A 24,036-nucleotide genomic window follows, 5' to 3' on the forward strand; every position below is an offset into this window, starting at 1 on the left:
CTCGCCGGTGTGTCCGTGACCGACGCCCCGACCCCAGCCCTCGAACTGCACCGGGCGACGCTGCCGAACGGGCTGCGCGTACTCGTCGTGCCCGACCCGGCCACCCCGGTGGTCGGGGTCGCGGTGCACGTCGACGTGGGTTTCCGATCCGAGCCGGAGGGCCGGACCGGGTTCGCGCACCTGTTCGAGCACCTGATGTTCCAGGGCAGCGAGAGCCTGGAGAAGCTGGAGCACTTCCGCCAGGTGCAGGCCGCGGGCGGTGTCTTCAACGGCTCCACCCACCAGGACTACACCGACTACTTCCAGGTGCTGCCCGGCGCCGCCCTGGAACGGGCGCTGTTCCTGGAGGCCGACCGGCTGCGCGCCCCGAAACTGACCAGGGAGAACCTGCGCAACCAGGTCGACGTGGTGAAGGAGGAGATCCGGCTCAACGTCCACAACCGCCCCTACGGCGGGTTCCCGTGGATCCTGCTGCCGCCGGTCCTCTACGACACCTTCCCGAACGCGCACAACGGTTACGGCGACTTCTCCGAGCTGGAGCAGGCGGGTCTGGACGACGCCGCCGCGTTCTTCGACACCTTCTACGCGCCGGGAAACGCGCTGGTCACCGTGCACGGTGACCTGGGCGAGCACGGCGTCGACGGCACGCTGGCGCTGGTCGAGCGGCACTTCGGCGACATCCCGGCCCGGCCGGTGCCGCATCGCCCGTCGTTCGCCGAGCCGGTGCCCGGTACCGAGCGCCGGCAGGCGGTGCCGGACCCGCACGCCCCGCTGCCCGCGCTCGCGGTCGGGTACCGGGTGCCGGACCCGACCACGGAGCCGGACGGCTACCTCGCGCACGCGATGCTCGCCTCGGTGCTCGGTGACGGCGAGGCCGCCCGGCTGCAGCGCCGGCTGGTGCACGCCGACGGCCTGGTCACCGACGTGGCCGCGGCCAACGGCCTGATGGGCGGCCCGCTCGACGCCCGGGACCCGGACACCTTCACGATCACCGCGGTGCACCCCGCGGAGGTCTCCGCGGACCGCGTGCTGGCCGCCGTCGACGAGGAGCTGGACCGGCTCGCCGCGCACGGACCCACCGCCGACGAGCTGGAGCGCCAGGCCGCCCGCTGGGCGGCCGCCCTGCACCGGGAGGACGACCGGCTGATGTCACGGATGCTGGGCCTCGGTGCCCGGGAGCTGCTCTACGGCCGCGCCGAGCTGGCCCTCGACCTGCCGTCCCGGCTGGCCGCGCTGCGCCCGCCGGACGTCGCCGCGGCTGCCGCCCGGCTGCGTTCGGCCGGGCGCGCGGTGCTCGCCGTCGAGCCGTCCGGCCCGGAGACCGCCCAGGAGGGAGCCGCGTGAGCGCCGTTCGCACCCATCGCAGCGCCGAGGAGATCGGCCGGACCGCGACCGGTCCACGGCCGCTGCCCGCGCTCGGAAGGACCCGGGAGGTGCCGCTGCCCGACGTCGTCACCGAGACCCTGCCCAACGGCCTGACCGTGCTGGCCGCGCGCCGCCCCGGCATCCCGATGGTGGAGGTGGTGCTGCGGATCCCGGTCGCGGCGCCCTCGGCGGTCGCGGACCCGGCCTGGACGGCCGGGACGGAGGTGCTGGCCGAGACCCTGCTGACCGGCACCGGCTCCCGGGACCGGGTCGGTATCGACGACGAGCTGGCCGCGGTCGGCGGCGAGCTCGGTGTCGGCGTGGATCCGGAGTGGTTGGTCGCAGGCGGCTCCGCGCTGGCGTCCGGACTGCCGACGGTGCTCGACGTGCTGGCCGACGTGCTCACCGGCGCCACCCACCCGGACGCCGAGGTGGACCGCGAACGGGCCCGGCTCGCCGAGCGGATCGCCGTGGCCCGCGCCCAGCCGCGCACGGTCGCGCGCGAGGCGTTGCAGCGCAAGCGGTTCGGTGACCACCCGATCGTCTCCGAGATGCCGCTCGCGGATGCCGTGTCCGCGGTGACCCCTCAGCGGGTGCGTGCCCTGCACACCGACGCCGTGGTGCCCGATGGTGCCCGGCTGGTGCTGGTCGGTGACATCGATCCGGAGGCCGCGATCGCCGAGGTGGCGCGCCGGCTGGCGGGGTGGACCGGCACGCACCGGGCGCGGGAGCTGTCCGCGCCACCGGCGCCCGTGGCCGGGGACCTGGAGCTGGTGCACCGGCCCGGTTCGGTGCAGTCCCAGCTGCGGCTCACCGCTCCCGGCCTGGATCGCACGCACCCCCGCTACACCGCGCTGCAGGTCGCGAACCTGGTCTTCGGCGGCTACTTCTCCTCGCGCTGGATGGAGAACGTGCGTGAGGACAAGGGCTACACCTACGGCGCGCACTCCGGGCAGGAGTTCGTGCCCGGCGGTGCGGTGCTCGGCCTGGACACCGACGTCGCAGGCGACGTCACCGCCGCGGCGCTGCTGGAGACCCGCTACGAGCTGGGCCGGATGGTGGCCGTGCCCCCGACCGAGCAGGAGGTCGAGTCCGCCCGCCGGTACGCGATCGGCTCGTTGCTGACCTCGCTGGACAGCCAGTCCGCCCTGGCCGGGACGCTGTCCGTGCTGGACGGCGCCGGGCTGGACGTCGAGTGGTTGCGGGAGCGGCCGGCCCGGTTGGAGGCGGTCACCGCCGACGAGGTCGCCGCGGCCGCGGCGGAGTTCTTCGCGCCGCCCCGCTTCACCGGGGTCGTCGTGGGGGACGCGGAGGTGATCGGGGCGCGGCTGGCGGCGCTGGGCGGGGTCACCCGCGGACCGGAGACAGGGGAGGCGGGCCGGTGAGCCCAGGGGATTTCCGGCTGGTCGAGCAGCCGGTGCTGTCGCGCAACGCGCTGGACCGGGACGAGGCGCTGCGGCTGGACCCGGAGTACGTGCGCGACTCGTGGCCGAAGGCCCGGGTGCTCGTCGTGGACGAGGCGGGCCGGACGCCGGTGGACTGGCAGGTCCGGCCCGGCGGGGCGTTCCGCGAGACCGACGCCGCGGCCTGGGACGCCGCTGCCGGCCGGGACGGCCAGGTCCGCACCCGGGCCGGCACCGACCTGGCGCCTGAGCCGCCCGCCGAGGCGGTGCTGCTCGGGGAGGCCGGGGGTGTCCCGTACTGGGCGGTGCGCGGCGGCCCGGCGTGGATCGCCGCCGACGACCCGGGCGAGTGGGCCGACCTGCGGGCCGCGGGCGCGTTCCTGGACCCGCTCGGGGCCGGCCTGCTCACCGGGGCCGTCGCCACCCTGAACTGGCACGACCGGGCCCGGTTCTGCGCGGTCGACGGCACCCGCACCCGCCCGCACAACGCCGGCTGGGCCCGGGTCTGCGAGAACGGGCACGAGGAGTACCCGCGCACCGACCCGGCGGTCATCTGCCTGGTGCACGACGGCGCGGACCGCGTGCTGCTCGCCCGCCAGCCGGCGTGGCCGGTCGGCCGCTACTCGGTGCTGGCCGGGTTCGTCGAGTCCGGCGAGTCCCTGGAGGCCTGCGTGCACCGCGAGATCGGCGAGGAGGTCGGGCTCGACGTCACCGACGTCGGCTACCTCGGCAGCCAGGCGTGGCCGTTCCCGCGGTCGCTGATGGTCGGCTTCCACGCGGTCGGCGACCCGGAACAGCCGCTGCGCCCGGCCGACGGCGAGATCGCCGACGCGTTGTGGATCACCCGGTCGCAGCTGCGGGCCGCGCTGGCCCGCGGGGACTGGGGTGCGCGGGAGGATCGCGACGCGCACGAGGGGACCGACCCGGTCGTCATGCTGCCGGGGCGGGTCTCCATCGCGCGGACCATGCTGGACTCCTGGGCCGCCCAGGGGGATTGAGCGGCCCGCGCCTCACACACCGAGGCGCTGCGTGACCTCGGAGAAGCTCGGGTTGGTCGCCGTGGACTCGTCCGGGAAGACGACGGTCGGCACCGTCCGGTTGCCGCCGTTGGCCTGCTCGACGAACGCCACGGCGTCCGGCTCGCGCTCGATGTCGACCTCGCGGTAGGCGACCCCCGCCTCGTCGAGCTGGAGCTTCAGCCGCCGGCAGAAGCCGCACCAGCTGGTCGTGTACATCGTCAGATCGGCCATACCCGGCACAACGACGCCCGGGCTCCGGATCTTCCCGCGGGCGTGAACCGGTGCGGACACCCCCGCGCGGCCGGCGGCGCGGGGAGCGGCGCCGACGGCGAGGAAGGCCCGGGCCGGCCGGGGTCGTCGGGGGCGGGTGTCAGGATGGGGTCGTGCCGTCCCGAACCACCGCTCCCGGTCCTGTCCCCGCGACCCGGGGCGTGCCGGGACCGGGGGGCCCCACGGGCGCGGACGGCCTGGATCCCGAGCAGCGCGCCGCCGTCACCGCGCCGCGCGGGCCGGTCTGCGTGCTCGCGGGGGCCGGCACCGGCAAGACCCGCACGATCACCCGCCGGATCGCGCACCTGGTGGGGCAGGGCCACGTCGTCGCCGGGCAGGTCCTGGCCGTCACCTTCACCGCACGGGCCGCAGGCGAGCTGCGGACCCGGTTGAAGGCCCTCGACGCCCCGGGAGTGCAGGCCCGCACCTTCCACGCCGCCGCGCTGCGCCAGCTCCGCTACTTCTGGCCGCAGGTGGTCGGCGGTCAGCCGTGGCCACTGGTCGAGGGCAAGCTCCGGATCGTCGGACAGGCCGCCGCCCGCGCGAAGGCCGGCACCGACTCGGACGCGTTGCGCGATCTCGCCAACGAGATCGAGTGGGCCAAGTCGTCGCTGGTCGCGCCGGCCGACTACGCCGCCGAGGCGGCCCGGCGCAAGCGGGACACCCCGGGCCCGGCCGAGCAGGTCTCGCGGGTCTACGCCGGCTACGAGGAGCTCAAGAACGCCGCCGAGGTCCTCGACTTCGACGACCTGTTGCTGCACACGGCGGTCGCGCTGGAGGAGCACCGCGGCGTCGGCGAGGAGTTCCGCTCCCGGTACCGCTGCTTCGTCGTCGACGAGTACCAGGACGTCACGCCGCTGCAGCAGCGGCTGCTCGACGCCTGGCTCGGCGACCGGGACGATCTCACCGTCGTCGGGGACGCGAACCAGACGATCTACACCTTCGCCGGTGCGTCCCCGCGGCACCTGCTGGACTTCCCGCGCCGCTTCCCGGACGCGACCGTCGTCCGGCTGCAGCGCGACTACCGCTCCACCCCGCAGATCGTCTCGGCCGCGAACCAGCTGATCTCCTCGGCCCGCAACCGGCCCGCCGGCTCCCGGCTGCAGCTGGTCGGGCAGCTCCCGCCCGGACCGGATCCGGACTTCTCCGAGCACGACGACGAGCCCGCCGAGGCCGCCGCCGTCGCCGGCCGGATCCTCACCCTGCTGAAGGACGGGACGGAGCCCAGCGAGATCGCGGTGCTGTTCCGGATCAACGCCCAGTCCGAGGCCTTCGAGCAGGCCCTGTCCGACGCCGGCGTGCCCTACCAGGTGCGCGGCGGGGAGCGGTTCTTCGCCCGCCCGGAGATCCGGCGGGCGATGGTCGCGCTGCGCGCCGCCGCGCCGGACCAGCGACCCGGCACCGACCTCGTCGACGTGACCCGTGCCGTGCTCGGCGCCCGGGCCGGGCTGACCGACGAGCCGCCGAAGGGCGCCACCCTGCGTGCGGCGTGGGAGTCGCTGCTGGCGCTGGTCGGGGTGGCCGAGGAGCTGGCCGCCGTCGAGCCGGGTGCGGACCTGGCCCGGCTGTGTACCGAGCTGGACACCCGCGCCGACTCCGCACAGGCCCCGGTCGTGCAGGGCGTCACGCTGGCGTCGCTGCACGCGGCGAAGGGCCTGGAGTGGGACGCGGTGTTCCTGGTCGGCCTGGCCGACGGGACGCTGCCGATCGGCCACGCCGGGGACGACGAGGCCGCGATCGAGGAGGAGCGCCGGCTGTTCTACGTCGGCGTCACCCGGGCCCGCCGGGTGCTGTCGATGTCCTGGTCGCTGGCCCGGGCGGCCGGGCGCGGGCCGAAGCGCCGCCGGTCCCGCTTCCTGCACGGTCTGATCCCGGACTCGCACCCGGCCTCCCGGGTGACCGGTGAGCGGCGGCCGGGCGGCGCGCGCCCGCGTTGCCGGGTGTGCGGCACTCCGCTGTTCGGCGGGACCGCGACCAAGCTCATGCGGTGCGACGACTGTCCGTCCGATGTGGATCTGGAGTTGCTGGACCGGCTCAAGCAGTGGCGGGCCGGCGAGGCGAAGCGCCAGGACGTCCCGGCGTTCGTGGTGCTCACCGACGCCACCCTGACCGCGCTGGCGGAGCAGCGCCCGGCCGACCCGTCGGCACTCGTCGGCATCCCGGGGATCGGCGCGGCCAAGTTGGACCGCTACGGCGACGACGTGCTGCGGCTGCTCGCCGAGCACGCCGCCGAGCACTGAGGGCGGTCGAGGGCCGGAGCGGCGGTACCGCGCCGGGAGACCTCACTTTCGGTCCGGCCCGGACGAACTTCCGGGGAGAGTTCCGATAAATCGGTTGCCGCGGTGTGCGCTGCACTTCTAGTGTCATCGGCACCGCGTGGAGCAGCCGCTCCCGCACCCGCATGCCCCAGGTGGGAGACCGCCGGGCGCACGAGGAGGAGGTGACCCCCGTGAACAGCACCACGCTGCTCCGGACCGTCGGCACCGCCCTGCCGTGCGCTCCCGTCACGGTGCTCCCGCACGCCGTCGCCCACGCGACGCTGCCGGTGACCTACGCCGGCATCCCGACGGTTCGCGACGAGCGGTTCCGTCCGGCCGGCGCGGCGACCCGTAGCGGGGGACAGGTGTCCCGTCCGGCGGACCGGAGCGCCGCGATCTCCATGATCACCGGCCCGATCTTCGATGACCACAAGTGCACAGGTGCGTCCGTTCCCGGGCGCCGAGGGGGTACCTGACCCTCAGCGCTCGCGCCGAGTCCCATCGGGGCCGCGGAACCCACGCACACGGGTTCCACGGCCCCGATTTTTTTGTCCAGATGAAGTTCGATCGAGGAGGTTCGATCGTGTACGTGCGATCCGCTCCGTGTGACGGCGGAGTGATCACCAGTGAGTGCGGGGGCGGCACCGCGTCGCCGTCCGCTCCCGACGAGGAGCTGTCCGGGCTGCTCCGGGCGGCCCCGGCCGACCGGACCGGGTCCGCGCTGCCCTGCCGGAACGGCGATGCGGACCTCTGGTTCGCCGAGTCGCCGGCGGAGCTGGAGCAGGCCAAGTCGCTCTGCGGCAGCTGCCCGGTGCGGGACGCCTGCCTGGCCGGCGCCCTGTCCCGCGAGGAGCCCTGGGGGGTGTGGGGCGGCGAGATCTTCGAGCGCGGCCGGGTGATCCCGCGCAAGCGTCCGAGAGGCCGTCCCCGCAAGACCGACCTGGAGCGCGACCGGGCCTACGCCCTGGCCGCCGGCCACTAGTCCCGACCCGCCCGCCCCGCAACGACCACCGAAGGAGAACGACCGAGATGACCGACCTCGTGACCGCGCCCGTGGCGCGCCCCGCCCGTCCCCGCCCGTCCGGCGAGCAGCAGCTCGCCCACCGCACTCAGGAGACCGCGATGACACTCATCCAGGAAGCACTGGCGAGATCCCATCAGCACGAGGCGCAACGGAGGGCGGCCGAGCATCGGCTGGCCCGGCGGGCGACCGCCGGCCGTGGCTGGGTTCGGCTCGCGTCCTGGGCCACCGCCCGGGCCGAGCGGGCCCGCGCCCGCGCGTCCTGACCGCCCACGCACGATCGGTGCCCCGTCCGGAGCTCTCCGGGCGGGGCACCGACGCGGTGCCCGGCCCCGCGTCGGGAGGTACATGAGCGCTGCCCGCCGGCTTCGGGACGACCGTGACGCACCGCTCGACGACGGAACCACGGGGCCGGTCAGCCCGTGGGCGCGTCCGACTCGAACATCTCCGGCTGCCACTCGGCGACGATCTCGCGCAGCCGCACCCGGGCGTCGAGCTGGCAGAGGATGCCCAGCGTGCCCATCGTCACCCGGTGCACCAGCAGGAACTTCGGCGGCAGGTTCAGCGACCGGCCGATCGAGGCCTCCGGGTTGCGCAGGTCGCCGACCCGCTCGGCCTGGGCCTGGATCCACCGGCGGGTGAAGCGGAACTCCTCGGTCTCGAGCGGCTCGGTGAACGGCGCCAGGTAGGAGATGATCTGTTCCGGGTCGATCCGGGTGCCGTCGACGACGAAGCCGGCGGCGCGCATCAGGGCCATCAGGTCGCCACCGCGGCGCTCCAGCGACAGCTTGGTCATCGTGACCAGCTCGGCCGGCATGCCGTCGGGGAGCCGGGCGACGGCGCCGAAGTCCAGCACCAGCAACCGGCCGTCGTCGAGGATGCCGAAGTTGCCGGGGTGCGGGTCGGCGTGCAGCAGCTGGGCCCGGTCCGGTGCCGAGTAGTGGAAGCGAGCCAGCCGTTCGCCGGCGTGGTCGCGCTCGTCGCGGGTGCCGTCCCGGATGATCGACGCCAGCGGGCGGCCCTGGACCCACTCGGTGACGACGGCCTTCGGCGCGGACGCGACCACCCGGGGGATCTTCACTTCCGGGTCGCCCTCGTAGACCGCGGCGAACTCGCGCTGGTAGGTGGCCTCGTCCCGGTAGTCGAGTTCCTCCTCCATCCGGTCGCGCAGCTCCGCGACCAGTGGCCTGACCTCCATCCCGGGGACCAGCGGCTGCAGGATCCGGCTCATCCGCCCGAGCTGGCGCAGGTCCGAGCGCAGGGCCTCCTCGGCGCCGGGGTACTGCACCTTGACCGCGACCTCCCGACCGTCCTGCCAGACGGCGCGGTGCACCTGCCCGATCGACGCCGAGGCCGCCGGCGTCTCGTCGAACTCGGTGAACCGGGCCTTCCAGGACCGCCCGAACTGCTGGGTCAGCATGAAGTCGACGTCGGTCATCGGCATCGGCGGCGCGGCCGACTGCAGCTGGGTCAACGCCTCCCGGTACGGCTCGGCGAACTCGTCCGGGACGGCCGCCTCGAACACGCTCAGTGCCTGGCCGAACTTCATCGCGCCGCCCTTGAGCTCGCCGAGCACGGCGAACAGCTGCTCGGCGCTCTTGGCGGCGAGCTGGGCCGAGATCTCGTCCCGGTCGCCGCCGGTGAGCCGGCGCCCGAACCCGGCGGCAGCGCGTCCGGCCACACCGAGCGGGATGCCCGCGAGCTTGGCGGTACGCGAGGCGGTCCGGCGGGGAATGTCGGTCACCCCCCGATTGTCCACCCGATCACCGGAGCTCCGCACGGCGTGTCCGACCGGTGTGGGTCCCGGTCGCGGCGGGCCTCGGCGCCCCGCACCGGCAGGCCGGGTGGACCGTCCAGGTGCGCACCGTGATCGCTGCGGTGTGCGGGTCCAGCTCCAGCAACGCCCCCAGCGAGGCCGGTGCGGGGTCCCCGCGGGCCGGTCCCTCCAGCGCCGCGAGCGCCTGCCCGACGGCCAGCCCTGCGGTCGCGGTGACCGTGTGCGGGGCGGCGGTCGGGGGGTGCGTCGCGAGCTGGGCGGCGATCAGCGGCCAGCCCGGGTCCCGGTCGGTGCGGGTGCGCTCCACACACCGCAGGCAGGGACTGCGGCCGGGCAGCACCAGCGGCCCGACGACGCCGCGACCGTCGCGCAGCGTGACCGGCAGGTGTTCGACGACGTCGCCGGGCTCCGGCGCGGCCGCCGCCCCGGTGAGCAGCACCAGGTCCGGCGACGCCGAGCCGGGCGGCCCCGTGCGGGTGTCCGGGCACTCGGCGGCGAGCAGCCGGGCGAGCGCGGGACCGCGGTCCCGGCCGGCGTCGCGGCGGGGGAGCCCGGCGGCCACGTCGTCGGACCCGGCGGTCCCGGTGACCCGCGGGTACACCAGCCCGACCCCCGCCCGGGCCAGCCCGAGCGCCACCGCGACGGCGAGCGGGCCGTCGCCGCGCACGACGACCAGCGACGACGACCGGGCCCGCCGGCCGGCGTCCGGATCGGTCAGCAGCCCGTCCGTGCGCAGTGCGACGAGCAGCCCGGCGGCCGGACCGCGCGGACCTGCGAGGTCGAGCAGGGTCGCCACCGGGCACGGCCCGGACATCAGCCGGTCCAGCATCGCGAGGAGGCCGGGGGACAGGCCGTCGAGCACCCGGGCCCGGTCCGGCCCGGTACCGACCTGGCAGGAACCCGGGCCGCGGGACAGGACCAGGTGGTGCGGTGCGAGAGCCAGCCGCTCCGGGAGCCGGGGATCGGTCACCGGCCCAGCCTCGCCCCGGTCGGCGGGGCGGCGGGTGCGGTCGGTGGGCGTCGTTCGCAGTCGCACACGGGCTCCGGCCGGAGCCCCGGGCGGTGGGCGCGGACCCGCGCGTCCGCGGACCGGCGGGCCGTACCCTGGAGCCATGGCGAGCCCCCCGGTCGAGGTCCGACGCAGCGCCCGCCGGCGGCGGATGGTCAGCGCGCGACGCGAGGGCGATCGGGTGGTGGTGTTCATCCCGGGCTGGATGAGCGCCGAGCAGGAACGCGACTGGGTCGCCGAGATGGTCAAGCGGATCGAGGCCAGCGAGGCCCGCCGGCGGTCCCCGGGCCGTCGTGGTGACGAGGCCCTGCTGCGCCGCGGGCGCGAGCTCTCGAAGCGCTGGCTGGAGGGCCGTGCGGACCCGGTGTCGGTCCGCTGGGTGCCGACGATGCGCACCCGGTGGGCGTCCTGCACCCCCGACGACGGCACCGTCCGGATCAGCGAGCGGTTGCGGGACGCCCCGGGCTGGGTCGTCGACTATGTGCTGGTGCACGAGCTGGCGCACCTGCTGTCCGCCGCGCACGACGAGACCTTCTGGAACTGGGTGTACCGCTACCCGCGCACCGACCGGGCGATCGGTTACCTGGAGGGGCTGAACGCGGCCGCGGCATTGGGGATCGTCGGGGTGGACGGCGACCCGGACACCGAGGACGACCTCACCGACGAGATTCCGGGGGCCGACGGTGCGAACGCACCCGGGCTCGCGGACGCGGACGTCGTCCCGGTGATCCCGGACAGCCGGGTGGCCGGCGCCGGCGGGCACTGACCGGTACCGGGGCCGCACCGGCCGGTGCCGCGCGAGGCTGGGCCCGGCCGCGTGCAGGCAGGGCCCCGGCGGCGCGCGTCAGCGGTCCTTCGGGCCCTCGTCGTCCGGCTTCGCCGACCCGTCGGAGTCGGACCCGCCGGAGCCGGACTCGCCGGAGTCGGCTTCACCGGGGTCGGAATCGCCGGAGCCGGACCCCGCCGTCGGGGTGCTCCCGGCCCCGGTGCCCGAACCGGTGCCACCCGAACCGGGGCCGTCCGACGTCTCGCTCTTCGACCCGGTACCGGTCGGCTCGTCGCCCGTGCCGGCGTCGGCGGCCATCTGCTGCTCCAGCGCGGCGATCGGGTCGTCGGGCACCGGTCCGCTGCCGCCGCGCACGAACGCGGCCGGGTCCTCCAGGTCGTCCGCGGAGGGGATGAGGTCGGGGTGCGCCCAGACCGCGTCCCGGCCCGAGATCCCCTTCTGCTCGCCGAGCAGCTTCCACAGCTCCGCCGCGGCCCGCAGCCGGCGTGGCCGCAGCTCCAGCCCGACGATCGTCGCGAACGCCTGCTCGGCCGGCCCGCCGGAGGCCCGGCGGCGACGCATCGTCTCCCGCAGCGCGTCGGCCCCGGGCAGCCGCTCGGCCAGCGCCTCGGCGACGACCGCGTCCACCCAGCCCTCGATCAGCGCGAGCAGCGTCTCCAGCCGGGCCAGCGCCGCCTTCTGCTCCGGGGTGTCCTCCGGCTCGAACATCCCCGAGGACATGGCCTCCTGGATCGACTCCGGGTTCGACGGGTCGATCCCGCGGGCCAGCTCCTCGATCCGGGAGGTGTCCACGGTGATCCCGCGGGCGTAGTCCTCGACGGCACCGAGCAGCCGCTCCCGCAGCCAGTGCACGTGGGTGAACAGCCGCTGGTGCGCCGCCTCGCGGGCGGCCAGGAACAGCGTCACCTCGCCGGCCGGGCGGTCCAGCCCCTCGGTGAACCGGGAGATCGCCTCCGGCAGCAGCGCCGTCGTCCGCTCCGGGCCGACCGGGATGCCGAGGTCGGTGGAGGTCAGCACCTCGCTGCCGAGCTGGGCCAGGCCCTGGCCGAGCTGGCTGCCGAATGCCATCCCGCCCATCTGGCCGAGCATCCCCAGCATCGGACCGGCCGCGTTGCGGACCTCGTCGGGCAGGCCGTCGACCCACGCCGACGACAGCCGCCGGGCCACCGGGTCGCACAGCCGCTTCCAGGTCGGCATCCCCGCGCGCACCCAGTCGCTGGGTGTCCACGCCGTCACCTCGCCGCCCGCGGCCGGGAACTCGGTCGCAGGGTCCAGCCACAGCTCGGCCAGCCGGACGGCCTCGGTGACGGCGGTGCGCTGCTCGTCGGTCAGCGACGACGTCGTCTGGGACAGCTGCTGGGTGGCCAGCTGCGCGGCGAGGTCGTAGTTGACCGGCCCGTCGTCGCCGGAGCCGGTGCCGGCCTGGCTGAGCATCTGGCCGAGCTGGGACAGCATCTGGCCGAGCTGGCTCATGTCGAAGTTGCCGCCGGCGCCGCCCGGCATCCCGGGCATGCCCGGGAACCCACCCATGCCGGGGACGCCGAAACCGGCCCCGCCGGACCCGCCGGCCGGGTCGTTGCCCCCGGCGGGTGCCGGCGAGCCGATGCCGAACGGGTCCGGCGGGCCCTGGTCGTCGCCGCCGGAACCGCCACCCTTCCCGTCACCGGGCTTGCCGCCGTCGTCGTCCTTTCCGCGGTCGTCGCCGCGGTCGCGGTCGGCGGGTCCGAAGCCGAACGGGATGTCGCTCATGCGTCCCACCGTACGCGGGGCCCCCGGTCGGCGTCCGCACCCGAGCCGCTGGTCGGGCGGTGTTCGCCGAGGACGATCGCCGGCGCTAGCCGCAGGCCTCCGGCCTCCCGCCGGCGTCCAGGGTCTGCAGCGCGCCGACCGCCTCGTCGAGCGTTCCGACCCGCACCAGCTGCAGCCCGTCCACGCCCTCCCGCGCCGCCTCCGCGCAGTTGTCGGCCGGCACCAGGAACGTCGTCGCGCCGACCTCGGCGGCCTTCAGCATCTTGAACCGGATACCGCTGATCGGGCCGACTCGGCCCTCGGCGTCGATGGTCCCGGTACCGGCGACGAACCGGCCGCCGGTGAGCGGGCCCGGGGTGAGCTTGTCGACCAGCGCGAGGCTGAACATGAGGCCGGCGGACGGACCACCGACGTCGGCCAGGTTGATCGAGAGCTGCTGGCCGTCGGCCGGGGAGGTGGCCGGGGTGATCCCGAGGAACGCCCGCGCGGGGTCCCCCGGATGCGCGGCCGGGATCACGGTGACCTGGCGCGGCGCGGCGTCCCCGCGCACGGTGGTCAGGGTCAGCGGCTCGCCGGGCCGGGCGGTGCCCAGGGCGTCGAGCAGGTCCTGGACCGAGGTGACCGGACGGCCCGCGACGGCGCGGATCTCGTCGCCGGCGGCCAGCACGCCGTCGGAGGCCGACCCGGGCGTCAGCGTGCCGACCGTCACCCTGGTCGGGAGCCGCAGGTGGTTCAGCGCGGCCGCCTCGGCGTCGGCGACGGAGCCGTCGAACTCCCGCTGGTTCTCGGCGCTGACCTGGTCGGTGCTGCGTCCCGGCGGGTACAGCGTCGACCGCGGCGCGAGCCGGTGGTCGCCCGAGGCCCACATGCCCAGCGCGCGCAGCGGGGTGATCCCGTCGGTGACGCCGACGGTGGTCATGTTCAGGTGCCCGGTCGTCGGGTAGGTGGGCAGGCCCTGGGTGGACACCACCGGAGCGCCGTCGGCATCGCCGAGCGTGTCGACCGTCGGCCCGGGGCCGAGCGCCACCACCGGTGCCGGGACCACCGATCCGACCACGGTGAGGGCGAGCAGCACCAGCAGCGCCGTCAGCCACGTCGATGATCGAACACCCACCCGGCGCACCCTACGGTCGGTCCGGCCGGCCGCGGCGAGCGGGCGGGACGGGGCCGGCGGGCGCGTCCGGAGTGTCCATTTCGTGCCGACATCCCCGAACACGCCGGGAGTCAACCGGGAACTTACGGCGTCGCCGTAGAGTTACGCTCGGGAGACCCGTGCCGTCGCTCCCCGCCGGCCGACTCTCCGATGTCGTACCCGAGCTTGGAGCGTGCCCGTGTCGTCCATGCGGCCCCCCGTCGGAGCGCCGTCGCTGACCCGTCGTACCCGGATCCTGCTGGTCGCCGCGGGCGTCCTCGTGGTGCTCCTGCTCGGCGGATCGCGGCTGCTGAACTTCTACGTCGACTACCTGTGGTTCGGTGAGGTCGGGTTCCGGGGCGTGCAGCTCACCCGGCTGTTCACCCAGGTCGTGCTGTTCGGCGTCGTCGGGCTGGTGGTCGGCGGTCTGGTCGCGCTGACCCTGTGGTTGGCCTACCGGTACCGCCCGGTGTTCGTGCCGGTGTCGGGTCCCGAGGACCCGGTCGCCCGCTACCGGACGACGATCATCCAGCGGCTGCGGCTGTTCGCCGTCGGCGTGCCGGTGGCGATCGGCCTGGTCGCGGGCCTGGCCGCACCGGCCCAGTGGCAGACCGTGCAGATGTTCCTGCACGGCACGCCGTTCGGGCAGGTCGACCCGGAGTTCGGCAACGACATCTCGTTCTACGCCTTCACCCTGCCGTTCCTGCGGATGGTGCTGAACTGGCTGTTCGTCGCCGTGGCGATCTGCTTCGTGCTGGCACTGATCACGCACTACGTGTTCGGCGGGATCCGGCTGACCGGCCGCTCCGGGTTCGTCTCCACCGCCGCGCGTGCCCAGCTCGCCGTGCTGGCCGGGGTGTTCGTGCTGTTCAAGGCGGTCGCCTACTGGTTCGACCGGTACGACCTGCTCTGGTCCGACCGGAACTCACAGACGTTCTTCGGTGCCACCTACACCGACCTGAACGCGGTGCTGCCGGCCAAGCTGATCCTGCTGATCATCGCGGTGATCTGCGCGCTGGCGTTCTTCGTCGCCGCGTTCCGGCAGAACCTGCAGATCCCGGCCGTCGCCGTGGTGATGCTGGTGATCTCGTCGATCCTGGTCGGCACCGCGTTCCCGCTGGTGCTCCAGCAGTTCGTGGTCGCCCCGAACGCGAACGAGCGGGAGGCGCCCTCGATCGAGCGCAACATCGCGGCCACCCGGGACGCCTTCGGGATCACCCCGGACAAGGTCAACATCATTCCGTACTCGGGGGAGTCGGAGGCGACACCGGCCCAGGTCCGGGCGGACACCGACACCATCCCGAACATCCGGCTGCTCGACCCGGGCAAGCTCAACAAGACCTTCACCCAGCTCCAGCAGCGGCGGAACTTCTACGGCTTCGCGCCGAACCTGGACATCGACCGGTACACGATCGACGGCAACACCCAGGACTACATCGTCGCGGCCCGCGAGATGGACGCCAACGCCCTGGTCGGCAACCAGCAGGACTGGATCAACCGGCACCTCGTCTACACGCACGGCAACGGCTTCGTCGCCGCGCCGGCGAACCAGGTCAACGCGGCGCTGGAGGACACCGGTGGCCAGGGCGGGCTGCCGAGGTTCACCGTCTCGGACACCCAGACCCAGGGCACGATCGACGTCGAGCAGCCGCGGATCTACTACGGCGAGCTGCTGGACAACCAGTACTCGATCGTCGGTGCCGAGCCCGGGACCGCGCCGCGCGAGTACGACTCGGACGAGGCGCAGTTCACCTACGACGGGGCCGGTGGCGTGCCGATCGGCGGGATCTTCAACCGGGCGGCGTTCGCGCTGGCCTACGGCGAGCGGAACATCCTGTTCAACAGCTCGATCAACGACGCGTCGAAGATCATGTACGTGCGGAACCCGCGGGACCGGGTGCAGGCCGTGGCCCCGTGGCTGACGCTGGACAGCGACCCGTACCCGGCGGTCGTCGACGGCCGGGTCAAGTGGATCGTCGACGGCTACACCACGCTGCAGAACTACCCGTACTCCGAGCGCGTGCAGCTGGGCGACGCCACCGCGGACTCCCGGCTCGGTGCCAACAACCAGCAGCAGCCCAACGACACGGTCGGCTACCTGCGCAACTCGGTGAAGGCCACGGTCGACGCCTACGACGGCACCGTGAAGCTGCACGCCTTCGACGAGTCCGACCCGGTGCTGCAGACCTGGCAGAAGGCCTTCCCGGGCACCGTCGAGCCGCGCTCGTCGATCAGCCCGGACCTGGAGCGGCACTTCCGCTACCCGGAGGACCAGTTCAAGGTCCAGCGGGAGCTGCTGACCCGCTACCACGTGGACAACCCGGGCGAGTTCTTCTCGACGGTGTCGTTCTGGGACGTCCCGTCGGACCCGACCGTGCAGGGAGCCGGCCCGCAGGATGCGCAGCCGCCGTACTACCTGTACTCCGGAGTGCCCGGCCAGGACGGCGCGTCCTTCCAGCTCACCAGCGCCCTGGTGAGCCTGCGACGGCAGTTCCTGGCGTCCTACGTCTCGGCCAGCTCGGATCCGGGTACCTACGGGCAGTTCACCGTGCTCGAGCTGCCGAACGAGACGCAGACGCTCGGCCCGCAGCAGGTGCAGGCCCAGTTCCTCGGCTCGCCCGAGGTGTCGCAGGAGCTGAACCTGCTCCGGCAGAACCAGACCACGATCGACTACGGCAACCTGCTCACCCTCCCGGTGGCCGGCGGGCTGCTCTACGTCGAGCCGGTCTACATCGAGCGGGCCGGGCAGGAGTCGTCCTACCCGCAGCTGGCCCGGGTGCTGGTGAGCTACAACGGGCGGGTCGGTTACGACGCCAGCCTCTCGACGGCGCTGGACCAGGTCTTCGGGGCCGGGGCCGGTGCGGCGGCGGGCGGCAACGCCCCGGCGGCGGGACAGCAGCCCGCGGCGCCGCAGGCGCCGCCGCAGAACGGGCAGGCGCAGCAGCCGGCCGCGCCGAACGCCGCGCAGTCGGCCGCGGCCCAGCAGATCCAGCAGGCGCTGGCCCAGCTCAAGGCGGCCCAGCAGTCCGGCGACTTCGCCGCGCAGGGCGAGGCGCTGGCGGAGCTCGACCGGGCGGTGAACGCCTTCCAGAGCTCCGGCGGCTGATCGCCGCAGGTCACGCCGGGCCGGTACCCCCGTCGCAGGGGTGCCGGCCCGGCGTGTACCGTTGGTGGCACAACACAGACGGAGCCCACGCGGTTCCGTACGGCGCGGGGTGGAGCAGTTCGGTAGCTCGCTGGGCTCATAACCCAGAGGTCGCAGGTTCGAATCCTGCCCCCGCTACCACCACGAAGGCCCCGGGACACTGTCCCGGGGCCTTCGCCGTGTGCGGGCCGGCCGACCGGTTCAGGTAGGGGCCCCGGGTGCGAGGGCCGTCCGGGCACGGGGTACGCTGGTAACACAACACAGACGGAGCCCACGCGGTTCCGTACGGCGCGGGGTGGAGCAGTTCGGTAGCTCGCTGGGCTCATAACCCAGAGGTCGCAGGTTCGAATCCTGCCCCCGCTACCACCACGAAGGCCCCGGGACACTGTCCCGGGGCCTTCGTCGCGTCCGGGAGCACCGGCTGCTCGGGCCGGTCAGGAGCGGGGCGGGGACACCTCCAGCACCCGGTAGCCCTTCTCCGAGGCCAGGCGCTCGGTCGGCCACCCCGCGCCGGCCAGCCAGCGCTGCAGCGAGTCCGAGCCCAGGTTCTTCGCCACCACCAGGTAGGCCCGGCCGTCGGGCTGCAGCCGGGGCAGCCAGTGCAGCAGCAACGCGTGCAGCGCGGGCTTGCCGGAGCGGATCGGCGGGTTCGAGTAGATGCCGGCGAAGGTGAGGTCGTCCGGTACCTCGTCGGGGTGGCAGGCCGTCACGTTCCCCAGCCCGGCCGTCGCCGCGTTGTCGCGGGTCAGGCCGAGGCCGCGCGAGTTGAGGTCCACCGCCCAGATCGGCAGCCGGCGGCGCCGAGCGGCCAGGGTCAGCGCGATCGGGCCGTAGCCGCAGCCGACGTCCAGCAGCGGGCCGCGCGCCGGGGGCATCGGGGCCGTGTCGAGCAGCACCTTCGTGCCGCGGTCCACCCGGCCGTTCGAGAACACCCCGGAGTCGGTGGCCAGCGTCAGCTGCACACCGCCGGTGTGCAGCCGCACGCTGCCCGGCCGGCTGGGCGCGGACGGGTCGGCGGTGAAGTAGTGGTCCCCCACGCCGGGCGATCCTACGGCGCGCAGAATGAGCCCATGAGCGCCCCACAGGACGTGCCGATCTCCGACGAGCCGATCCGGATCGGCCAGTTCCTCAAGCTCGCCGACCTCGCCGAGGACGGCGTGCACGCCCGGGAGCTGCTGGAGGCCGGCCTGGTCACGGTGAACGGCGACGTCGAGCACCGGCGCGGCGCGCAGCTGCGGCGCGGTGACGTGGTCGCGGTGGACGGCACCGAGGCGCGCCCGGCCTGAACGAAGACGATCCCTCATCGACGCCGTTGACCATGACGACGGGTGCCGGACGCCTCAATCGCCGGGCGCCTCAGCCACCGAGGGACGCGGCCAGCGCTGATGCTGGTTCGGTACGCGAAGGGCACGTGCGGGCTGCCCGGGGGCTCCCCACAGCGCTCACGCACCTCCACGGGATTCAGCCGGCGCGCAGGGCCGGCGGTCACTGCCAGCCGAGCTCGTCCTGGAAGTGCCGGGCGAACATCGGGGCGAGCGTCTCGGCGTAGGTCGCGGTCAGGTGGTTGTCGTCCATGTAGACGAGTACGTTGCCCACCTCGCTCGGGCAGAGTTCCGGGCCGCAGATGCCGTCGGCGACGTCCAGGAAGGACACGTTCGGCGGCAGGTCCGGGGCCATCGTGTACGGGGGGATGCTCGGGTACACGTCCTCGCGGACCAGTCCGCAGGCCTCCGAGTCCCGGCCCTCCCGGGCCACGCAGTCCGGCATGTCGAACGGCGGGCGGGGGTTGTCCCGCACCGCGACGACCGGGATGCCGGCGTCGTGCATCCGCCACCACGCCTGCACGAAGCCCTCAGGAGTCTGCTCGAGCTGCCCGGGGCGCACGTCGCGGGAGGCCAGGGTCAGCAGGGCGTCCGGCTGCATCTCGGCGAGCTCGTCGGCCACCTGGGCGTTCCACTCCGCGCAGCCGACGTCGTCGGGGGCGCTCTCGGAGGCGGTGGAGAACGGGCAGGCACCGCGGTACATGCCGATGATCTCCCAGTTGTGCTCCTGGGCGACCGGCATCAGCGAGGCCACGTACTGCTGGGCGTGCGAGTCCCCGACCACCGCGATCCGCTTCGCCGGCGGCTCCGGTCCCGGCGCCGGTGTGGTGCAGACGTTGTCGATGGCGGGTCGCTCCGGGGACGGGCCGCAGAGCCACGTCCCGCGGTGGTAGCTCCAGTCGTCGCCGGCCTGCACCAGCGAGGGCGCCAGCTCCGCCTCGGTCGCGCTCGCGAGGTCGAACGTCGGGTCCAGCGCGCCCGCGCCGGGGTGGGTCGCCGAGCCGGCCTCCACCTGCACCGACGACCGGGCGGCGGTGAGCCCGTACCAGGATCCGGCGCCGAGGAGCACCACCAGGGCCAGGATCCCGCCGGTGCGCAGCGCGCGCCGGGTGTCGAGGGCCTGCAGCGGCTGCTCGACGAACCGGTGCGTCGCGAACGCGAGCACGAACGACGCGCCGATCACCGCGGCGCCGGCACCGACGCCGAGCCGCTCCTCGCCCGTGACGATCAGCGTCAGCACCAGGACCGGCCAGTGCCACAGGTAGAGCGGGAAGCTGACGTCGCCGATCCGGCGCAGCACCGGCCCGGACAGCAGGCGGTCGGCGCCCCACCGGTGCCCGCTCTGCCCGGCCACCAGCACCATCGCCGCGGCGACCGTCGGCCAGAGCGCGGCCCAGCCCGGGAAGGCCCGGTCGACCTGCAGCAGCAGGCCGCAGGACACCAGCGCGAACACCCCGCCCCAGCCGAGCGCGGCCCGGAACCCGGACGTCAGCTCCGGCCGGGCTTCGATCCGGGACAGCCACAGGGCGAGCAGGCCGCCGAGCGCGAACTCCCACACCCGGGGCAGCGAGTGGAAGTAGGCCAGCGGCTGGTTCACCACGGTCAGGTACACCGAGTACGCCAGCGAGGCCCCGCCGACGGCGAGCAGCGTCCCGGTCAGCCGCCGGTGCAGGTTCGCGCCGTCCCGGCGGGCGGCGATCGCCACGCCGGCCACCAGCAGCGGCCACACGAGGTAGAACTGCCCCTGGATGGACAGCGACCAGAAGTGCTGGACGATGCTCGCCGCGTCGTCCCGGGCGGCGTAGTCCACCGCGTTGTTCGCGAGCTCCCAGTTCTGCAGGAACAGCAGCGACGCGACCGTCTCCCGGATGGTCGGCCCCCACCGGCTCTCCGGCAGCAGCAGCGCCCCCGCGACGACGCCCGCGGCGAGCACCACGGTGATCGCCGGGAGCAGCCGGGACAGCTGCCGGGTCCAGGTGGCGCGCAGGTCGATCCCGCCCCGGGCCGCGGCCCGGTACAGGCCGCCGGTGATCAGGAAGCCGGTGATCACGAAGAAGACGTCGACGCCACCGGAGACCCGCCCCACCCACACGTGGTAGACGACGACCAGGAGCACCGCGAGGGCACGCAGCCCCTGCAGCTCGGGCCGGAACCGGGTGCGGGTCGCTCCCGGCGCCGTGCCGGTGCGGGACTGCGGTGCTCCACCGGTGGACGTCACGAGCCGGGGCTCCTCTCGACGGGAAGGTGAAGCCGGGTTCACCCAACTGACCCCGCCGCGACGACGACGGCGGCCGGCAGGAGGCTCCTGCCGGCCGCCGTGACGGTCGTCGCGGACCCGCCGTCGCGGCGGGCGAGCGGGGTTGCCCGGTCAGTATCCCAGGTAGCCGCCGGCGGAGCTGCTCCGCCCACCGGCCGACAGCGTCTCGAGGCCGTAGCGGTCGATCATGTAGCGGACGCCGGCGGTGATGTTCGCGACCGGGTCGGTGACCGAGCGGTCGGCGAAGTCGGGGTGCACGTAGGCGTCGAACGTCGACGGGATGACCTGCATCAGGCCCTCCGACGGGTTGCCCGCCGAGGCGTTGGAGTCCCAGTCGTTGATGGCGTCCGGGTCGCCGTTGGACTCCTTCATGATGATCGTCTTCAGGCCACTCGCATAGGACTGCGGCAGGCCCATGTGGTCCAGGGCCTCGGCGACCCAGCCGTCCACACCGCCCTGCGAGATCAGCGCGTCCAGCCGGGCGCGCTCGGCCTCCTCCTTCGCCGCGGCCTCGGCGGCCTCGCGGTGCTGCTCGGCGATCTTCGCGGCGATCTCGCGGGCCTTGCCCATCGACGCGAGGTCGGAGGCCTCGGCCGGTGCGGCGGCCTGCAGCGCGCCGTTCGCGGTCCCGGAGGACTCGAACGAGACCGGGCTGAAGTAGCCCGACGGGTTGCCGTCGGTGGCCGGCACGGCCGACGGGATGGTCGCGCTGTGCGCGGCCAGCGTCGTCGCGGTGGTCTCCTCGGGCGCGGCGTCGGCCGCGGTCGCCGTCCCGTCCATCGTGGTCGGGACGACCGCGGCGAACGCGCCGGAGGCGAGCACGCCGAACGCGGCCCCGGTGGCCGCGGTGGCGGTGCCGGCCCGGCGGGCGGCGCCGATGCTCGTTCCGCTAGCGCTGCTCTCGGTATGCCGCGGGCCGGCCGGCGCGGGGGAGCGGACGACGGTGTGCACGGCGTGGGCCGTGGGTACTCCGTGCGCAGCGGTCCTCGCTGCGGGAGCGGGCGCCACGGGTCGGGGGAACACGTGACGACCACCGGGGGAGCGGTGTCCTGACAAGGGAACGCCCTTTCGCGATCACGGACGGCTCCGCGCACGAGCGGCCGGGTCGGGGGTCCCGGGCGAGCCGGTCGGGGAGGTCCGGCTCCAGCCCGCTCATGATCGGGCCGTGATGACTGGAAGGACCATAGATCGGTGGTGCGGCCGGGTCCAGCGAGGAGGGGGTCGGTCGGCGTGCCCGAAGGACCGTTCACCGAGTACTGGATCTTGTTGTCCCACCCCAAGCAACCTGGCAGGCGGCAGATCAGAGACGACGGACGGTAGTCGTCGCAGGTAGCGGGCTCGCGGTGAGCGGCGAAATACTCAAGCTGACTTCACCGTTCGAACCGGGTGCGAGACCGGCGAAGTGGGAGCGGGGCATGGAGTCGAGTGATCTGCTGACCATCGGGGAGATCGTCACGCGGAGCGGGTTCCCGCATTCGGCGCTGCGGTACTACGAGCGCGAGGGCCTGATCACCGCGACCCGGACGAGCGGCGGGCAGCGGCGCTACCGGCGCAGCGTGCTGCGCCGGCTGGCGTTCGTGCGGGCGGCCCGGTCGATCGGGATCGGGCTCGACGAGGTGCGGTCCGCCCTGGACTCGCTGCCCGCGGAGCGGACGCCGACCCGCGCGGACTGGGCGCGGCTGTCCCGTTCCTGGCGGGGTCGTCTCGACGAGCAGATCGACGCCCTCGTCGCGCTGCGCGACGGCCTGGACGGCTGCATCGGCTGCGGCTGCCTGTCGATGACCACCTGCCGGCTGGTCAACCCGGAGGACTCCGTGGCGGTGCAGGGCGACGGTGCGCGGGTCCTGCCGGCCGCGCTGCGCAGGTCGCCTGCGCACGGCCGGTGAGCCCGGTCGCGGACCGCCCCGTGGTCCGCGCGCACTGCTTAGGGTGGGGATGTGACCGATCTGGTGCCGGACCGCTGGTTGACCTTCGACGGCCTCGCCAACGCCCGTGACGTCGGCGGCCTGCCACTGACCGGCGGCGGCCGGGTCCGGCCGGGGGTGCTGCTGCGCACCGAGTCGCTGGAGGGGCTGACCCCGGGGGACGTGGCCCGGCTGACCGGCGACCTCGGCGTCGTGCAGGTGCTGGACCTGCGCAAGGACGAGGAGCTGCTGGTCCACGGAGCCGGCGCGCTGCACGCGGCCGGCGTCACGGTGCACCGGCTGAGCTTCATCCCGGAGTCCGGCCGGGGGCTGCCGGAGATCGACGGCGACACCGACCCGATGGTCGCGCACTACCTCGCCTACCTCGGTGACCGCTCGGACAACGTGGTCGACGGCGTCCGCCGGATCGCCGCCCTGGACGACGGCGCGACCGTCGTGCACTGCGCGGCCGGCAAGGACCGGACCGGCGTGCTGGTGGCGCTCGCGCTCTCCGCCGCGGGCGTCCCGCGGGACGAGGTGGTCGCCGACTACGCGCTGTCCGCGAGCAGGATCGAGGCGCTGTTCCGCCGCTGGACCACCGCCTCCGGGGATCCGATGCCCGCGGCCGAGGAGGTCGACCGGCACCGCCCGCGCGCCAAGGTGATGGACGCCTTCCTGGGCCTGCTCGACGAGCGCTACGACGGCCCGGTCGGCTGGCTGCGCGAGCACGGGCTCACCGACGACGAGCTGGCCCGGCTCCGTTCCCGGCTGCGCGACGAGGACGCCTTCTGAGCACGAGATCGCCACGATCGTGACCGAAACGCCGCCCAGCGACGCTCTCGTCACGATCCCGCCGATCACCGGCGGCGGCACGGGTGCGACCTGCAGCCGCATTTCAGGTCAGGCAGTCAGGGCAGCTCTTCTATCGGCACGGCCGGGTCCAGCTTGCGCAGGGTCCCCGGATCCCCGGTGACGGCGGGCCAGCCGCGCCGCCGGGCGGTGGTCACCACCTGACCGGTGACGATGTCGTCGAGCCCCTGGGAGGCGAGCAGCAGCCCGGCCTCCTGGGCGCCGGCCGGGGACAGCTCGTGGATCACGGTGTTGGGTAGGCCCAGCAGCACCTGCAGCGCGGCATGGTGCTCGGCCTCGACCATCGACCAGGCCCGGCCGAGCGCGGCGCTGGGGATCGCCAGCACGATGTTCTCCTCGACCGCCGCCCAGACCAGTGCGCGCATGTAGACCGGGCGGCCGGTCGCGAAGGCGGCGAGTGCCGAGGCGTCGAGGACGCGTCCACCGATCATCGCGCGGCTGCGCCGGCGGCCACGGGCGGGGCCGGGCGCAACGAGCGCCGTGCCGCGTCCAGCTCGTCGGCGGGTGGTGGGCCCCCGTACAGACTGGCCAGGGTGGCCAGGGAACGGTCCCGGTCCTGCCGGGACTGGACGGCCTCCGCCACGTAGGCGGACAGGCTCGTCGCTGATCCGCGGGACACCGCGTCCCGCGCCTCCGCCACCAGCTCGGCCGGCAGCGTGACCGTCACCCGCTCGCTGCGCATACCGGAATGCTACTCCCCGCATACCGGCCCTGCCACGCAGCCGCGCCGGGTAGGCAGGTTACTCGC

22 protein-coding genes and 2 tRNA genes are annotated in these 24,036 nt (G+C 74.3%); 14 read left to right on the forward strand and 10 right to left on the reverse strand.

The genetic code is table 11. The features are described 5' to 3' along the window. Positions 1–15 precede the first annotated feature (15 nt). From ACLFMI_RS02980 to nudC, 3 genes are read left to right on the forward strand one after another with little or no spacing between them, the layout of a single operon-like run. The gene (locus tag ACLFMI_RS02980) at positions 16–1,344 is read left to right on the forward strand and encodes a M16 family metallopeptidase (RefSeq protein ID WP_410946304.1); all 1,329 of its coding nucleotides are present in this window, start codon (positions 16–18) and stop codon (positions 1,342–1,344) included. After that, positions 1,341–2,750, forward strand: a complete 1,410-nt coding sequence (locus ACLFMI_RS02985) for a M16 family metallopeptidase (protein ID WP_410946140.1) — start codon at positions 1,341–1,343, stop codon at positions 2,748–2,750. The genes ACLFMI_RS02980 and ACLFMI_RS02985 overlap by 4 nt, the downstream gene beginning before the upstream one ends. Beyond that, positions 2,747–3,766: an NAD(+) diphosphatase gene (gene nudC / locus ACLFMI_RS02990; RefSeq protein ID WP_410946141.1), complete on the forward strand. Its 1,020-nt coding sequence runs from the start codon at positions 2,747–2,749 to the stop codon at positions 3,764–3,766. The genes ACLFMI_RS02985 and nudC overlap by 4 nt, the downstream gene beginning before the upstream one ends. Positions 3,767–3,778: 12 nt before the next feature. On the opposite strand, the gene ACLFMI_RS02995 is transcribed toward nudC, so the two are convergent. Beyond that, positions 3,779–4,018 carry a mycoredoxin gene (locus tag ACLFMI_RS02995; RefSeq protein ID WP_410946142.1) on the reverse strand — a complete coding sequence of 80 codons (240 nt, stop codon included), beginning with the start codon at positions 4,016–4,018 and terminating at the stop codon, positions 3,779–3,781. A gap of 200 nt (positions 4,019–4,218) precedes the next feature. On the opposite strand from ACLFMI_RS02995, the gene ACLFMI_RS03000 reads away from it, so the two are divergent. The 4 genes from ACLFMI_RS03000 (at position 4,219) to ACLFMI_RS03015 (ending at position 7,602) form a co-directional block, all read left to right on the forward strand. Beyond that, positions 4,219–6,297, forward strand: a complete 2,079-nt coding sequence (locus ACLFMI_RS03000) for an ATP-dependent DNA helicase UvrD2 (RefSeq protein ID WP_410946143.1) — start codon at positions 4,219–4,221, stop codon at positions 6,295–6,297. Positions 6,298–6,506: 209 nt separating this feature from the next. After that, positions 6,507–6,791, forward strand: a complete 285-nt coding sequence (locus tag ACLFMI_RS03005) for a hypothetical protein (protein ID WP_410946144.1) — start codon at positions 6,507–6,509, stop codon at positions 6,789–6,791. A 140-nt stretch (positions 6,792–6,931) separates the two neighbouring features. After that, positions 6,932–7,297, forward strand: a complete 366-nt coding sequence (locus ACLFMI_RS03010; RefSeq protein WP_410946145.1) for a WhiB family transcriptional regulator — start codon at positions 6,932–6,934, stop codon at positions 7,295–7,297. A gap of 47 nt (positions 7,298–7,344) precedes the next feature. Next, positions 7,345–7,602 carry a hypothetical protein gene (locus tag ACLFMI_RS03015; RefSeq protein ID WP_410946146.1) on the forward strand — a complete coding sequence of 86 codons (258 nt, stop codon included), beginning with the start codon at positions 7,345–7,347 and terminating at the stop codon, positions 7,600–7,602. A gap of 149 nt (positions 7,603–7,751) precedes the next feature. Here the strand turns inward: ACLFMI_RS03015 and ACLFMI_RS03020 are convergent, their stop codons facing one another. Together ACLFMI_RS03020 and ACLFMI_RS03025 are read right to left on the reverse strand one after the other, a co-directional pair. Then, a complete protein-coding gene (locus tag ACLFMI_RS03020; RefSeq protein ID WP_410946147.1) occupies positions 7,752–9,080 on the reverse strand; it encodes an ABC1 kinase family protein in 1,329 nt (442 codons plus the stop codon). A 19-nt stretch (positions 9,081–9,099) separates the two neighbouring features. Continuing rightward, positions 9,100–10,083, reverse strand: a complete 984-nt coding sequence (locus tag ACLFMI_RS03025; protein ID WP_410946148.1) for a hypothetical protein — start codon at positions 10,081–10,083, stop codon at positions 9,100–9,102. A 142-nt stretch (positions 10,084–10,225) separates the two neighbouring features. Between ACLFMI_RS03025 and ACLFMI_RS03030 the strand changes: the two genes are divergently transcribed. Further along, positions 10,226–10,888: a M48 metallopeptidase family protein gene (locus ACLFMI_RS03030; RefSeq protein ID WP_410946149.1), complete on the forward strand. Its 663-nt coding sequence runs from the start codon at positions 10,226–10,228 to the stop codon at positions 10,886–10,888. Between the two features lie 78 nt (positions 10,889–10,966). Here the strand turns inward: ACLFMI_RS03030 and ACLFMI_RS03035 are convergent, their stop codons facing one another. Together ACLFMI_RS03035 and ACLFMI_RS03040 are read right to left on the reverse strand one after the other, a co-directional pair. Beyond that, entirely contained in the window at positions 10,967–12,658 is a 1,692-nt protein-coding gene (locus ACLFMI_RS03035; RefSeq protein ID WP_410946150.1) for a zinc-dependent metalloprotease, read from the reverse strand. Between the two features lie 85 nt (positions 12,659–12,743). Further along, positions 12,744–13,772 carry a YlbL family protein gene (locus ACLFMI_RS03040; protein WP_410946151.1) on the reverse strand — a complete coding sequence of 343 codons (1,029 nt, stop codon included), beginning with the start codon at positions 13,770–13,772 and terminating at the stop codon, positions 12,744–12,746. Between the two features lie 226 nt (positions 13,773–13,998). On the opposite strand from ACLFMI_RS03040, the gene ACLFMI_RS03045 reads away from it, so the two are divergent. The 3 genes from ACLFMI_RS03045 (at position 13,999) to ACLFMI_RS03055 (ending at position 17,301) form a co-directional block, all read left to right on the forward strand. Further along, on the forward strand, positions 13,999–16,896 hold the full coding sequence (locus ACLFMI_RS03045; protein WP_410946152.1) for a UPF0182 family protein: 2,898 nt from the start codon (positions 13,999–14,001) through the stop codon (positions 16,894–16,896). A 103-nt stretch (positions 16,897–16,999) separates the two neighbouring features. Beyond that, a tRNA-Met gene (locus ACLFMI_RS03050) sits at positions 17,000–17,076 on the forward strand. A gap of 148 nt (positions 17,077–17,224) precedes the next feature. Beyond that, positions 17,225–17,301: transfer RNA gene (locus ACLFMI_RS03055), tRNA-Met, on the forward strand. 68 nt (positions 17,302–17,369) lie between these two features. On the opposite strand, the gene ACLFMI_RS03060 is transcribed toward ACLFMI_RS03055, so the two are convergent. Next, positions 17,370–17,972: a class I SAM-dependent methyltransferase gene (locus tag ACLFMI_RS03060; protein ID WP_410946153.1), complete on the reverse strand. Its 603-nt coding sequence runs from the start codon at positions 17,970–17,972 to the stop codon at positions 17,370–17,372. A 33-nt stretch (positions 17,973–18,005) separates the two neighbouring features. Here ACLFMI_RS03060 and ACLFMI_RS03065 point away from each other — a divergent pair, with 33 nt between their 5' ends. Next, positions 18,006–18,221 carry an RNA-binding S4 domain-containing protein gene (locus ACLFMI_RS03065; protein WP_410946154.1) on the forward strand — a complete coding sequence of 72 codons (216 nt, stop codon included), beginning with the start codon at positions 18,006–18,008 and terminating at the stop codon, positions 18,219–18,221. Between the two features lie 199 nt (positions 18,222–18,420). Here ACLFMI_RS03065 and ACLFMI_RS03070 read toward each other — a convergent pair whose 3' ends face one another. Continuing rightward, positions 18,421–20,475 carry an acyltransferase family protein gene (locus tag ACLFMI_RS03070; protein ID WP_410946155.1) on the reverse strand — a complete coding sequence of 685 codons (2,055 nt, stop codon included), beginning with the start codon at positions 20,473–20,475 and terminating at the stop codon, positions 18,421–18,423. Positions 20,476–20,625: 150 nt separating this feature from the next. Further along, positions 20,626–21,465, reverse strand: coding sequence for a transglycosylase SLT domain-containing protein (locus ACLFMI_RS03075; RefSeq protein WP_410946156.1), 840 nt, complete (start codon positions 21,463–21,465; stop codon positions 20,626–20,628). Between the two features lie 464 nt (positions 21,466–21,929). On the opposite strand from ACLFMI_RS03075, the gene soxR reads away from it, so the two are divergent. Next, positions 21,930–22,400: a redox-sensitive transcriptional activator SoxR gene (gene soxR, locus ACLFMI_RS03080; RefSeq protein ID WP_410946157.1), complete on the forward strand. Its 471-nt coding sequence runs from the start codon at positions 21,930–21,932 to the stop codon at positions 22,398–22,400. Positions 22,401–22,451: 51 nt separating this feature from the next. Beyond that, complete coding sequence (locus ACLFMI_RS03085; RefSeq protein ID WP_410946158.1) at positions 22,452–23,210, forward strand: tyrosine-protein phosphatase; 759 nt, start codon at positions 22,452–22,454, stop codon at positions 23,208–23,210. A 116-nt stretch (positions 23,211–23,326) separates the two neighbouring features. On the opposite strand, the gene ACLFMI_RS03090 is transcribed toward ACLFMI_RS03085, so the two are convergent. Both ACLFMI_RS03090 and ACLFMI_RS03095 read right to left on the reverse strand, forming a co-directional pair. Beyond that, positions 23,327–23,719 carry a hypothetical protein gene (locus ACLFMI_RS03090; protein WP_410946159.1) on the reverse strand — a complete coding sequence of 131 codons (393 nt, stop codon included), beginning with the start codon at positions 23,717–23,719 and terminating at the stop codon, positions 23,327–23,329. Beyond that, entirely contained in the window at positions 23,716–23,970 is a 255-nt protein-coding gene (locus ACLFMI_RS03095; RefSeq protein WP_410946160.1) for a hypothetical protein, read from the reverse strand. Before ACLFMI_RS03095 ends, ACLFMI_RS03090 begins: the two co-directional genes overlap by 4 nt. Positions 23,971–24,036 lie beyond the last annotated feature (66 nt).

This window comes from Pseudonocardia nantongensis (genome assembly GCF_046546495.1).
Taxonomy (GTDB): domain Bacteria; phylum Actinomycetota; class Actinomycetes; order Mycobacteriales; family Pseudonocardiaceae; genus Pseudonocardia; species Pseudonocardia nantongensis.

What these genes read in the sequence shown, in the direction of transcription:
- ACLFMI_RS03035 (WP_410946150.1), bottom strand. Translation starts at nt 12,658, where the DNA reads ATGAGCGACATCCCGTTCGGCTTCGGACCCGCCGACCGCGACCGCGGC.
- ACLFMI_RS03045 (WP_410946152.1), top strand. Translation starts at nt 13,999, where the DNA reads ATGCGGCCCCCCGTCGGAGCGCCGTCGCTGACCCGTCGTACCCGGATC.
- ACLFMI_RS02995 (WP_410946142.1), bottom strand. Translation starts at nt 4,018, where the DNA reads ATGGCCGATCTGACGATGTACACGACCAGCTGGTGCGGCTTCTGCCGG.
- ACLFMI_RS03015 (WP_410946146.1), top strand. Translation starts at nt 7,345, where the DNA reads ATGACCGACCTCGTGACCGCGCCCGTGGCGCGCCCCGCCCGTCCCCGC.
- ACLFMI_RS03065 (WP_410946154.1), top strand. Translation starts at nt 18,006, where the DNA reads ATGAGCGCCCCACAGGACGTGCCGATCTCCGACGAGCCGATCCGGATC.
- soxR (WP_410946157.1), top strand. Translation starts at nt 21,930, where the DNA reads ATGGAGTCGAGTGATCTGCTGACCATCGGGGAGATCGTCACGCGGAGC.
- ACLFMI_RS03090 (WP_410946159.1), bottom strand. Translation starts at nt 23,719, where the DNA reads ATGATCGGTGGACGCGTCCTCGACGCCTCGGCACTCGCCGCCTTCGCG.
- ACLFMI_RS03030 (WP_410946149.1), top strand. Translation starts at nt 10,226, where the DNA reads ATGGCGAGCCCCCCGGTCGAGGTCCGACGCAGCGCCCGCCGGCGGCGG.
- ACLFMI_RS03095 (WP_410946160.1), bottom strand. Translation starts at nt 23,970, where the DNA reads ATGCGCAGCGAGCGGGTGACGGTCACGCTGCCGGCCGAGCTGGTGGCG.